Source organism: Microbacterium sp. CBA3102 (assembly GCF_007954505.1).
Classification (GTDB): domain Bacteria; phylum Actinomycetota; class Actinomycetes; order Actinomycetales; family Microbacteriaceae; genus Microbacterium; species Microbacterium aurugineum.
Genome location: NZ_CP042412.1, coordinates 757,532 through 769,882, shown reverse-complemented (window position 1 = coordinate 769,882; position 12,351 = coordinate 757,532). Strand labels below are relative to the sequence as shown.

The following is a 12,351-nucleotide window of genomic DNA, read 5'->3' as shown; positions in this document are numbered from 1 at the left end:
CCGGACTTGACGACCCCCACGGCGACATGCGACGATGTGTGCACGTTCACAGAAAATCCCGATCAGTGTTTCCGCGACTGATTCTGTGCACGTGCACACATCGTCGCAAAGGAGCGTCATCGTATGGCCGCCGCCGTGTCTGACCGCATCGCCGCCCTCTCCGCAGGGCGCGGCCTCGTGTTCGGATGCGACTACAATCCCGAGCAGTGGGACCGTAGCGTGTGGCCCGAGGACGTGCGCCTCATGACGCAGGCGGGCGTCGGCCTCGTCGCAATCAACATCTTCGGCTGGTCGTCGATCAACCCGGCACCGGGCGTCTGGGACTTCAGCGCGCTGGACGAGATCATCGGTCTTCTGCACGCGAGCGGGATCCGCATCAACCTCGGCACCGGCACGGCCTCGCCCGCCCCGTGGGTCACGGCTCGCCACCCCGAGATGCTTCCCGTCGGCGTGGACGGCACTGTGTTCCAGCAGGGCGGTCGCCAAGGGTACTGCCCGAGCTCTCCGCTCTTTCGCGCCTATGCCGCCGACGTCGTGACGAAAGTGGTCGAGCGCTACGGCGATCACCCCGCGGTGTCGCTGTGGCACGTGTCGAACGAACTGGGCTGTCACAACGCGCTCTGCTACTGCGACGTGAGCGCCGAAGCGTTCCGTGTCTGGCTGCGTGAGCGCTACGACGACATCGACGCGCTGAACCGCGCATGGGGGACGACGTTCTGGAGCCAGCGGTACAGCGACTTCGAGGACGTGCGTCCGCCCGCGCAGGCCCTGTCCCTGCGCAACCCCGGGCAGATGATCGACTTCCAGCGGTTCAGCTCCGACGAGCAGCTCGCGCTGTACCGGGCGGAGGCCGCGATCCTGCGGGAGCGGAGCAGCATTCCGGTCACGACGAATTTCATGGTCACCGCGCACATTCGCAACCTCGACTACTGGACCTGGGCGGGGGACATGGATCTGATCGCCAACGACCACTATCTCGACCGCCGTCTCGACGACGCCCGCGGGGAGCTCTCGTTCGCTGCCGACCTCACGCGCGGCCTCGCGCAGGGGGAGCCCTGGCTACTGATGGAGACGTCGACGGGTGCGGTGAACTGGCAGCCGTACAACCTCGCCAAGTCGCCGGGGGAGATGCGGCGCAACATCGCCTCCCACCTCGCTCGCGGTGCCGACGGGATCTGCTTCTTCCAATGGCGGGCTTCGACGCAGGGTGCGGAGAAGTTCCACACCGCCCTGGTTCCCCACGCCGGTGAGGACTCGAACCAGTGGCGTGAGGTCGTCGAACTGGGTGGCCTGCTCGATCGCCTCGGTGAGGTCGCCGGTACCCGAGTCGTCGCGGACACCGCGCTGCTCTTCTCGTGGGAGAGCTGGTGGGCGTCCGAGAACGAAGGGCGTCCGAGCGAGGCGCTGACCTACCTCGGACAGGTGCATGCGGCTCACGCGGCGCTGTCGGATGCGGGTCTGACCACCGACGTCGTGCGCCCCGGCGGCGACCTCGACGGCTACCGTCTGCTCATCGTGCCGGCCCTGCACCTCCTCAGCGATGCGGACGCAGCGGCCATCGCACGCGCGGTCGAGGGCGGTGCCGTCGCGCTCATCACCTTCTTCAGCGGCATCGTCGACGAAGAGGATCGCGTGCGCACCGGCGGGTATCCGGGGGCGTTCCGCGATCTGCTGGGCATCCGCTCCGAGGAGTTCGCTCCGCTGCGCCCGGGCGAGGTCGTCACCCTCACCGACGGCACGACGGGCACCGTCTGGAGCGAGCGGCTCGCGGCGACCGACGCCGAGGTGGTCGCATCGTTCGTCGACGGCCCCGCTGCCGGAGGTCCGGCGATCACGCGGCGGGCGGCCGGCGACGGCGCGGCCTGGTTCCTCTCCACCCAGCTCTCGCGAGCGGACTACGCCGGGCTGATGACGCGGATCGCCGTCGCCGCCGGTGCCGCACGGGCGCCGGGCGCGGGGCCGGACGTCGAGATCGTCCGACGGGTCGGGGACACCGGCAGCTTCCTGTTCGTCGTCAATCACGGGTCGATCGACGCCGAGGTCACGGCGTCCGGTCATGAGTTCGTCACGGACGCCCCCGCCACCGGCATCGTGCCGGCCGGAGCGGTCCGCATCATCAAGGAGGATGTATGACCACCACGCTCACCGCCTCGGCGGTCTCTGCGCCCGCCGCGGCGCGAGCCCGCCGGCGCGTCCCGCACAAGGGGGCAATCGCCTTCTTGATCGTGCCGTTCGGCGTTCTGTTCGCACTGTTCTACGTCGTGCCGATCGCCTACGCGTTCTGGCAGTCCCTGCTCGTCGTCGAACGCGACGGCACCTTCGGCAAGGCCGAGCAGGTGTTCGGAGGCCTCACGCAGTACATGCTCGTCTTCCAGAACGAGGCCTTCTGGAGCTCGATGGGGCGCATGCTGCTGTTCGGTGTCGTGCAGGTGCCCGTCATGCTGGGCCTCGCCCTGCTGTTCGCCCTGCTGCTGGACTCGCCTCTCGTGCGCGGGAAGCGCTTCTTCCGTCTGGCGTTCTTCGTGCCCTACGCGGTGCCGGGTGTGATCGCCGCGATCATGTGGGGCTCGCTCTTCTCGCCCAACCTCTCGCCCTTCACCGCGATCACCAAGAACATCGACTTCCTCGGCGCCGACCTGGTCCTGTGGTCGATCGCGAACGTCGTGACCTGGGTCTATGTCGGGTACAACATGCTGATCATCTACTCGGCACTGCTGTCGATCCCGCAGGAGCTCTACGAAGCGGCCCGTCTCGACGGTGCCAGCCAATGGCGGATCGCCTGGTCGATCAAGATCCCGCTGGTGCGGCCCGCGATCGTGATGACCGCGATCTTCTCGATCATCGGCACCCTGCAATTGCTCGCCGAACCCCAGGTGTTCCGCTCGTTCAGTTCGGCCGTGACCAGCACCTTCACCCCGAACATGACCGTGTACGCCACGGCGTCCATCCCGAACACCAACCTGGCGGCTGCCTTCTCGGTCGTGCTCGCCGTGACGACGTTCGTGCTGTCGTTCGGGTTCATGAAGTACATGCAGCGCAAGGAGCAGAACGCATGACCACCGCGTCGATCGTCGCGCCCGGCCGGCGCCGCAGCACCGCTCGGGAATCGGGCATCTCCCGCACGGGTGCCATGCTGATCATGGCCGTGTTCACGGTCTACTTCCTGCTTCCGCTGTGGTGGCTGCTGGTCGCCTCCAGCAAGGAGACCGGCGACATCCTCACCACCGCACCGCTGTGGTTCGCCGACTTCCACCTCTTCGACAACATCGCTGAGCTGTTCACCTACCGGGACGGCGTGTACCTGCGCTGGCTGGGCAACTCGATGCTCTACGCCGCTCTCGGCGGAGCCATCGCCACGCTTCTGGCGGCCATGGCGGGCTACGCGCTCGCCAAGTACCGCTTTCCCGGCCGCGACCTGCTGTTCGACATCGTGCTGGGAGGAGTGCTCGTCCCCGCGACGGCTCTCGCGCTGCCGCTGTTCCTGATCTTCAGCCAAGCGCAGCTGACCAACACGTTCTGGTCGGTCTTCCTCCCCTCGATCGTGAGCCCGTTCGGCGTCTACCTCGCGCGCATCTTCGCGGCCTCCTCGGTGGCGGACGAACTCCTCGAGGCGAGCCGCCTCGACGGGGCGGGAGAGATCCGCACCTTCTTCACTGTCAGCATCCGTCTGATGACCCCGGCTCTGGTGACGATGTTCCTCTTCCAGTTCGTGGCCATCTGGAACAACTTCTTCCTGCCGATGATCATGCTGCGCAGTGAAGAGCTCTTCCCCGTCGTCTTCGGCCTCTACAACTGGAACAACCAGCTGAACCAGCTCCCCGAACTCCGCGGTCTCGTCCTGATCGGCGCCCTGCTGTCGGTCATCCCGCTGATCGTGACATTCCTCCTGCTCCAGCGCTTCTGGCGCAACGGACTGGGCGCCGGCGCCCTGAAGTGAGCAGGTCGTCACCCGGATCTCCCGCGTGACGCTCCATCCCCGCATCACCCCATCGCATCCATGAAAGGGATCGAAATGCAGCATTCGAAGAAGAAGGCAGCGGCCGTCATCGCCATCTCGGCGTTCGCGCTCGCAGGCTGCTCCGCCGGCGGCGGAGACAGCACCGGAGGCGGCGACGCCGCAGCTTCCTGCACCCCGGCCGACGGTGACGTCACGCTCGAGTTCACCTCCTGGATCCCCGGCATCGAAGACGTCGTGAAGATCTGGAACGATGCCAACCCCGAGATCCAGGTGAAGGTGCAGACCGGACCCAACGGCAACGGCGGCACGTATCAGAACTTCTTCAACCAGATAAAGGCCGGCGACGCCCCCGACCTCGGACAGATCGAGTACGACGCTCTGCCGAACTTCCTCGTGCAGGACGGCCTCGAGGATCTCAGTGCGTGCGCAGATGTCGTCGCAGCCGAGGATCAGTTCGTCGACTGGGCCTGGGGGCAGGTGACGCTCGGCACCGACGGTGTGTACGGCGTTCCGCAGGACACCGGGCCCATGGCGCTGTTCTACCGCGCCGACCTGTTCGAGCAGAACGGCATCGCCATCCCCACCACCTGGGACGAGTACCGTGAGGCCGCCGTGAAGATCCGCGACCTCGGCGGCTACATCACCAACTTCTCACAGTCGGACATCAACCAGTTCGCCGGCTTCGCGTGGCAGGACGGCGCCCAATGGTTCGCGAGCGACGACGAGGGCTGGACCGTCACGCTCGCAGACGACGCCACGACCACGGTCGCGGACTTCTGGCAGGGCATGCTCGACGACGACCTCGTCGCGACGGTGCCCGCCTGGACCGACGAGTGGAACAACGCCTACAACTCGGGCGAAGTCTGGACCTGGAACTCCGCGGTGTGGGGTGCCAACTCCATCTCCAGCGGTGCCCCCGACACCGCGGGCTCGTGGGCGGTCGCTCCGCTCCCGCAGTGGAAGGACGGCGGGACCGCGGCCGGGAACTGGGGTGGATCCTCGACCGCCGTGCTCAAGGGCAGCGAACACCTCTACGAGGCGACCACGTTCGCGCTGTGGCTCAACACGTCGGATGAGGCGCTGACTGCGCTCGCCGACGCGGCCAACCTCTATCCCGCCACGACGGCGGGACTCGCTTTGCCGGTTTTCAGTGAGGGCGTGGAGTTCTACGGCGGGCAGAAGATCTACGACATCTTTGCCGATGCCGCCACCCAGGTCTCCCCCGACTTCGCGTGGGGTCCGACCATGACCCAGACCTATGCGGACATCTCGGACGGCTTCAAGGCTGCTGTCAGCGGCAGCGGAACCCTGCTCGACGCGATCGAGAAGGGCCAGACGGCGACCGTCGACGCGCTCAAGGCGGCGTCGATCCCCGTCAAGGAGTAATACCCTCGGAGGCCCGCCCCCGTTCGCACGGGGCGGGCCTCCTCTTCGCGTCTGGAGAGACATGTCAGAAACGGTCCACCTGACCTCGGGCGGTGTGAGTGTCGTCATCGACACGGCGGCCGCCCGGGTACTGCACTGGGGAGCGGCGCTCGACCCGCTCGACCTAGACGCTCTCGTGTCGTCATCGACCGGCGCTGTGACCTTCAGCTCTTTCGACGTTCCGCGCACCTTCCCACTGCTCGCCGTCGAAGCCGACGGATGGTCGGGTGCACCGGCGCTCGCCTGGCATAGGGCGGGGTTGCACAGCGCCCCGTTGCTGCGGACGAGCGGGTGGGAGGTCTCGGCGACATCGCTGCGGGCGGAGTTCGCGGATGCCGAGGCCGAGGCCACCGCCGTGCTCGACCTCGCGCTGGATGTCGATGGCGTGCTCACCGCGCAGCTGTCGGTCACGAGCACAGCCGCCGATGACGCGGTGCCGCTGGACCTGCTGGCCGCCCGCATCCTGCTGCCGATCCCCGCGCACGCGACCGAGATTCTCGACCACACCGGACGATGGACGGGAGAGCGCCGCCCGCAGCGGGGTGCCCTGCGTCACGGTGTGCATCTGCGTCAGCTGCGCCGCGGTCGCGGCGGCCACGACGCCCCCTATCTGACCGCGGTCGGCACCGACGGATTCGGCTTCCGCCGTGGCGAGCTGTGGACAGCGCACGTCGCGTGGAGCGGCGACGTGGAGGTCGGTGTCGAGCGGCTTCCCGAGGGTGCCGGAGTGCACGGTGCGGTTCTCGGTGGGGGAGAGTTGCTGCTGCCGGGCGAGATCCGACTGGGTGCGGGGGAGACCTACGTGTCGCCGCGGGTGTTCCTCACCTACGGCGGGAGCGGGCTCGACTCCGTGTCGTCGCGTCTGCACCGGACGGTGCGCTCGTTCCCCGGTCACCCCGCGACGCCGCGACCGCTGGTGCTGAACACGTGGGAGGCGGTCTACTTCGACCACGACCCCGCGAAGATCATCGAGCTCGCCGAGGCCGCGGCAACCGTCGGCGTCGAGCGCTTCGTGCTCGACGACGGCTGGTTCCGCGGACGACCCGATGATCGCTCGGGACTCGGCGATTGGTTCATCGACGATGCCAAGTGGCCCGACGGCCTCCGACCTCTCGCGGATCACGTGCATTCGCTCGGGATGCAGTTCGGCCTGTGGTTCGAACCCGAGATGGTGAACCCGGTGTCCGAGCTCGCCGCGCAGCATCCTGACTGGGTGCTCCAGGCCTCGGCGGACTCGGCCACGTGGCGGCATCAGAAGGTGCTCGACCTCGCCAACCCCGCCGCGGCCGCTCACCTGCTCGAACGCATCGACGCCCTGGTCTCGGAGATCGGCGTCGACTTCATCAAGTGGGATCACAACCGCGACCTGCACGCGGCCGTCTCACCGCACACAAGACGCGCGTCCGTGCACGCGCAGACGGCCGCCTTCTACGCCCTGCTCGACGCGCTGCGCGGGAGACATCCCGCTCTGGAGATCGAGTCCTGCGCGAGTGGCGGCGCCCGTGTCGACCTCGGGGTCGTGCAGCGCACACAGCGCGTGTGGGCCTCGGACTCGAACGATCCCGTGGAGCGTCAGCTCATCCAGCGGTGGACCGGCACCCTCCTCCCTCCCGAACTCGTGGGCTCGCACGTCGGGCCGCCGATCGCCGAGACGACCCATCGGTCGGCGTCGCTGCCCTTCCGCATGACCACGGCGCTGTTCGGTCACGCCGGCATCGAGTGGGACATCACCCGCTGCACGGATGCCGAGCGCGCGACGCTGGCTCGTTGGGCGGCGCTGTATCGCGAGCTGCGTCCGCTGCTGCACTCGGGGGTTACGGTGCGCGCCGATGAGGTCGATGACCAGACGCTGTTGCACGGTGTGGTCGCGGTCGACGGCTCGCGTGCCGTCTACGCCTGGGTGCGCCTGGGTACGTCCGTCGACGGCTTCACTCCGCGCACGCGGATCCCCGGTCTGCCGGCGACGCAGCGGTATCGCCTGCGGATGCGGGAGGATCTCGGGAACGTCGCACGACACCAGGTTGCTGACCCCGCGTGGATCGACTCCGGGGTGGAGGGATCCGGTGCCTTCTTCGAGTCCGTCGGTGTGCCGTTGCCGCTGCTGGATCCGGGGGCGGCCCTGCTGATCGAAGCCGTCCGAGTCTGAATCACCGCCGTGCTAAAATGACTCTTTGTCTGCGCACACTCCTGTGCGCAGTTCGCATGCTTCTCCTTCCGCGGCCGAGAGATCGGCGGGTCGGGTTGCGTGCAGACAAGGGATCTTGGGTGGGGCCGTCCGGCCTCACGGTATAGAAGGAGTCACCATCATGGCAGCAGTGTGCCAGGTGACCGGAGCTGTTCCCGGCTTCGGTCACAACGTCTCGCACTCGCACCGCCGGACGAAGCGCCGCTTCGACCCGAACGTGCAGAAGAAGACCTATTTCGTCCCGTCGCTCGGTCGTAAGATCACGCTCAACGTGTCCGCCAAGGGCATCAAGGTGATCGACGTCCGCGGCATCGAGAACGTGGTCAAGGACCTCCAGGCGAAGGGTGTGAAGCTCTAATGGCCAAGAAGGCTCAGGACGTACGTCCGATCATCAAGCTGCGTTCGACGGCAGGCACGGGTTACACCTACGTGACGAAGAAGAACCGCCGCAACACCCCCGACCGCCTCGTGCTCAAGAAGTACGACCCGGTCATCCGTCAGCACGTCGAATTCCGAGAGGAGCGTTGATCAATGGCTAAGAAGAGCAAGATCGCTCGCAACGAGCAGCGCAAGGTCATCGTCGAGCGTTACGCAGAGCGTCGCGCCGAGCTGAAGAAGACCCTGGTCGACCCGAACGCCACCGACGAGGCCCGCGAGGCCGCACGCGTCGGCCTGCAGAAGCTGCCGCGCAACGCGTCGCCTGCTCGCGTGCGTTCGCGCGACGTCATCGACGGCCGCCCCCGCGGTGTCCTCACGAAGTTCGGCATCTCGCGTGTCCGCTTCCGTGACATGGCACACCGTGGCGAGCTGCCCGGCGTGACCAAGTCGAGCTGGTAAGTCTCAGCAGACAGCCGAAAGGGGCGAGGATCTTCGGATCCTCGCCCCTTTCGCGTCTCCACCCTCCCTGCATCCATCCCTCCCTCCTGTTGCCCTCACTCCCTGCCTCGCTCCTGCCTGCTGCCCTCCTGTCCCGCCCCGCGCGTTCTGAAGGACTTCTCGCGAATTGCAGGAGCGAACGCTGGATCCACTCCTTCATTCAGTGAGATCTCCTTCAGGGGTCTGTTCCTGCACCGAAGCCTCGGCGATCGAGCTCTGCCCTTCTGCCGGTGATCGGGCGGCGTGCGCGCGCCCGCTGGAGGCAGGATCGTCCGATGGATCCCGTGGATGAGCTGTGGCGTCGTGGAGGGGTCGCGCGGGTGCGCACTCTGCGCGCGGCCGGGGTGAGTGCGCACTCGCTCCGGCGGTCGAAGGAGCGTCTCGAGGTCGTCACCGTGCGGCAGGGGTGGGTGGCCTTGCCGGATGCCGACCCCCAGATCGTCGGGGCGGCGGCTCACGGTGTCGTGCTCAGTTGTGTCACGGCGGCGGAGAGGCGAGGACTCTGGATTCCGGAGAAGACGCCACTGCACGTCGCTGCCCGCCCGAACGCGGCGCGGATCCGGGTGCCGTCCCAGGTCGTCGTGCACTGGTCGAAACCGGTGGTCCCTCGTCCCCCCGACGCGACGGTGGATGAACTGCTCAACGTGCTGGCCGTGATCGCGCAATGCCAGCCGTTCGAGACCGCCCTGGTCATCTGGGAGTCGGCCATGAACAAGGGGTACGTCGATGCCGCGCGCCTCCGTGGCCTCGATCTTCCGGCGCCGGCACGAGCGCTGCTCGAGAGGGCGCGACCGTTCGCGGACTCGGGGCTGGAGACCATCGTGATCCATCGGCTCCGCTGGCTGGGGCTCCGTATGCTGCCACAAGCCTGGTGCCTCGATCGGCGGGTGGATCTCCTCATCGGTGATCGACTGGTGATCCAGATCGATGGTGCGACCCACACCGGGGAGCAGCGGGACAAGGACATCGCTCACGACGCGCAGCTGGTCCTCCGGGGCTACCGCGTGCTGCGCTTCAGCTACGAACAGGTCATGCACCGTTGGTCCGAGGTGCAGTCCGTGATCATGGAGGCCGTGGCGCAGGGCGCCCACCTCTCCTGATCGCCCCCTCCTGATCGCCTGCTTCCTTGGACTCACGCCTCGCGTTGCGAAGGAGAACTCACGGAATGAAGGAGTGCATTCCGCATCTGGTCCTTCATTCCGTGAGATCTCCTTCATCCCGCGAGTTCTCCTCACCCTGCGACTGCTCCTTCATCCCGCGAGTTCTCCTCACCAGCGAGAGATCTCCTCACCCCGAGAGTTCTGCGTCAGCCCGCGCGCGCACCGCGTGAGCTCCCCAAAACTGTGACTGGAGTGACGAATGTGACGCGACACGCCCAGTAATTGCCCAAAACCCGCGAAATGACGCGGATATGTGGGTGGTCGTTGATACATTCGAGGCGGTCACTAGACCAGGGGCACCCGCCCCGATACCCACAACGATGCGACGGGATCTCGTCGCTGGAGGATGACATGGCTGACAAGTCCATCACCAAGACCGAGCTCGTCGCGAGCATCGCTAGCGCCACGGGCCAGAGCCAGGCCACCGTCTCCGGTGTCCTCGACTCGCTGTTCGCCACGGTCTCCGACGCTGTTGCCAAGGGCAGCAAGGTCTCCATCCCGGGCTGGATCTCCTTCGAGCAGGTCGACACCGCTGCTCGCACGGGCCGCAACCCGCAGACCGGCGCCGAGATCAAGATCCCGGCCGGCAAGCGCGTCAAGGTGACCGCTGGCTCCAAGCTCAAGGCTGCCGTCAAGTAAGCAGACCGCACCTCTTCGAAGGCCGCTCCCGTTCCGACGGGAGCGGCCTTCGTGCTTTCGCCCCTCCCGGCGCGCCTAGGCTGGAGGGGTGAGTTCCCGCAGCGAGTCGACGAGTCGGATTTCGGCGTATCGAATCGCCGGGGTGGTCATCCTCCTCGTCGCCGCGCTGGTGGCCCTGGTGGTGGCGCTCCTCGTCGGGGGCGGGGCCGATGCACCGCTGCTGCAGGATCCGGGGCCGATCGTGCTCTGGGGCACCCCGCTCGCGAAACTCGTGATGAACATGTCGGCCGCCGTCATGCTCGGCTCTCTCGTCCTCGCGCTGTTCGGCCTGCGCGCAGGGGAGCGCTCCTTCGATGCGGCGCTGAACATCGCCTCCGTCGGTGCTGCCGTCTTCACGGTCTCCGCGGGCCTCGCCGGGTTCCTCGCGTTCATGGCCGCCTTCAACCCGAAGCTCAGCATCGAGCGGGAGTTCGGCACGCAGCTCGGCCGCTTCCTGTTGGAGCTGCCGCTGGGACAGTCCTGGCTCATCACGACGATCTTCGGCGCGATCATCACGGTGCTCGCCTTCGCCTGGCGCTCGTGGACGCCCACGCTCATCACCGCACTGCTCGCCGCGGCGTCCTTCATCCCCCTCGCGACGCAGGGGCACGCGGGCGACCTCGCAGGCCACAACATGGCCGTCAACTCGATCCTGTTGCACACCGTCGGTGCCGCGGTCTGGCTGGGTGGGCTCCTGCTCCTCGTGCTGCTCCGCGGGCGCGGTGACGTCGACACCGCTCGACTCGTCGGACGCTACTCCTCCCTCGCGATCGCGGCGTTCGCGGTGGTCGCCTTCTCCGGATTTACCCGGTCGATCGTGGCCGTCGGAAGCTGGGACGCGCTGTGGACGACACAATACGGCTGGATCGTGCTCGCGAAAGCCGCGCTGTTGGGCGGCATGGGACTGCTCGGCGCCTGGTACCGCGCTCGCCTCATCCCGAAGCTCGCCGGACAGCGTGCGGCGGGTTGGTTCTGGCTCCTCGTCCTGTGCGAAGTCGCGCTGATGGGGTTCGCGTCCGGCGCCGCTGCTGCGCTCGCGCGCACGCCCCCTCCCACCGGTGAGGTCGCCGCGTTCGCGCAGACGCCCGCCCAGATCCTCACCGGGTCGACGCTGCCGCCCGAGTTGACGCTCGAACGCTGGTTCACGGCGTGGGACTTCGATGTGCTCTGGATCGTCGTCGCGGCCTTCGGCCTGTTCTTCTACCTCGCCGGCGTCCGGCGCCTGCGTCTGCGCGGAGATCGCTGGCCGATCCATCGCACGGTCTTCTGGGTGCTCGGGCTGCTCATGCTCTTCTGGGTGACCTGCGGCCCGCTCAACGCGTACCAGGAGTACCTGTTCAGCATCCACATGATGGGCCACATGATGCTGTCGATGGCCATCCCACTGCTGCTGGTCTCGGGTGCCCCGATCACGCTCGCCCTGCGCGCGATCCACAAGCGCGACGACGGTACGCGCGGTGGGCGCGAGTGGATCATGTGGGCCGTGCATTCGCCGTTCGCCCGAGTCGTCACCCATCCGTTCGTCGCCGCGGCCATCTTCATCCTGTCGCTGTGGGCGTTCTACTTCACCGACCTGGTGCGGTGGGCGATGGTCGAGCACATCGGTCATGAGTGGATGGTGATCCACTTCCTGATCTCGGGCTACCTGTTCGTGATGAGCCTGATCGGTGCCGACCCGGTGCCGTACCGACTTCCCTACCCCGGCCGCCTCATCACGCTGATCGCCGTCATGGCGATGCACGCCTTCTTCGGCATCGCGATCATGATGCAGGAGGGGCTGATGGTCGCGGAGTGGTTCGGATCGATGGGCCGTGACTGGGGGGCTGATCCGTTGCAGGACCAGTACGTCGGCGGCGGCATCGCCTGGTCCATCGGCGAGATCCCGACCTTGATCCTGGCCATCACGGTCGCGATCCAGTGGAGCCGCAGCGACACGAAGCTGCAGCGTCGGCGCGACCGGCATGCGGACCGCACCGGAGACAGGGAACTCGAGGAGTACAACACCAGGTTGGCCGAGCTCGCCGCTCAGGACCAGCGTCGCGAGGAGCGCGAGAGGCGTTGAGGCCCGC

General features: G+C 67.2%; 11 protein-coding genes. All 11 read left to right on the top strand.

Going from position 1 to position 12,351, the window contains the following annotated elements; genetic code table 11:
• The first annotated feature begins 123 nt into the window (after nt 1–123).
• The 11 genes from FGL91_RS03785 to FGL91_RS03735 all read left to right on the top strand — a co-directional run bounded on the left by FGL91_RS03785 (nt 124) and on the right by FGL91_RS03735 (nt 12,344).
• Complete coding sequence (locus tag FGL91_RS03785) at nt 124–2,133, top strand: beta-galactosidase (protein WP_131493519.1); 2,010 nt, start codon at nt 124–126, stop codon at nt 2,131–2,133.
• On the top strand, nt 2,130–3,056 hold the full coding sequence (locus FGL91_RS03780) for a carbohydrate ABC transporter permease (protein WP_131493517.1): 927 nt from the start codon (nt 2,130–2,132) through the stop codon (nt 3,054–3,056). The genes FGL91_RS03785 and FGL91_RS03780 overlap by 4 nt, the downstream gene beginning before the upstream one ends.
• Nucleotides 3,053–3,937, top strand: coding sequence for a carbohydrate ABC transporter permease (locus FGL91_RS03775; RefSeq protein WP_194239303.1), 885 nt, complete (start codon nt 3,053–3,055; stop codon nt 3,935–3,937). The genes FGL91_RS03780 and FGL91_RS03775 overlap by 4 nt, the downstream gene beginning before the upstream one ends.
• 75 nt (nt 3,938–4,012) lie before the next feature.
• A complete protein-coding gene (locus FGL91_RS03770; protein WP_047524212.1) occupies nt 4,013–5,344 on the top strand; it encodes an ABC transporter substrate-binding protein in 1,332 nt (443 codons plus the stop codon).
• A gap of 61 nt (nt 5,345–5,405) precedes the next feature.
• Nucleotides 5,406–7,529 carry an alpha-galactosidase gene (locus tag FGL91_RS03765; protein WP_153243132.1) on the top strand — a complete coding sequence of 708 codons (2,124 nt, stop codon included), beginning with the start codon at nt 5,406–5,408 and terminating at the stop codon, nt 7,527–7,529.
• 160 nt (nt 7,530–7,689) lie between these two features.
• A complete protein-coding gene (rpmB, locus tag FGL91_RS03760; protein WP_017203559.1) occupies nt 7,690–7,926 on the top strand; it encodes a 50S ribosomal protein L28 in 237 nt (78 codons plus the stop codon).
• A complete protein-coding gene (rpmG, locus tag FGL91_RS03755; protein WP_017203558.1) occupies nt 7,926–8,096 on the top strand; it encodes a 50S ribosomal protein L33 in 171 nt (56 codons plus the stop codon). The genes rpmB and rpmG overlap by 1 nt, the downstream gene beginning before the upstream one ends.
• 3 nt (nt 8,097–8,099) lie before the next feature.
• The gene (gene rpsN / locus FGL91_RS03750; RefSeq protein ID WP_017829734.1) at nt 8,100–8,405 is read left to right on the top strand and encodes a 30S ribosomal protein S14; all 306 of its coding nucleotides are present in this window, start codon (nt 8,100–8,102) and stop codon (nt 8,403–8,405) included.
• 314 nt (nt 8,406–8,719) lie between these two features.
• Nucleotides 8,720–9,544 carry an endonuclease domain-containing protein gene (locus FGL91_RS03745; RefSeq protein WP_131494369.1) on the top strand — a complete coding sequence of 275 codons (825 nt, stop codon included), beginning with the start codon at nt 8,720–8,722 and terminating at the stop codon, nt 9,542–9,544.
• Between the two features lie 411 nt (nt 9,545–9,955).
• Nucleotides 9,956–10,243 carry an HU family DNA-binding protein gene (locus tag FGL91_RS03740; protein WP_017203554.1) on the top strand — a complete coding sequence of 96 codons (288 nt, stop codon included), beginning with the start codon at nt 9,956–9,958 and terminating at the stop codon, nt 10,241–10,243.
• A gap of 88 nt (nt 10,244–10,331) precedes the next feature.
• Nucleotides 10,332–12,344: a cytochrome c oxidase assembly protein gene (locus tag FGL91_RS03735; protein WP_227991849.1), complete on the top strand. Its 2,013-nt coding sequence runs from the start codon at nt 10,332–10,334 to the stop codon at nt 12,342–12,344.
• Nucleotides 12,345–12,351 lie beyond the last annotated feature (7 nt).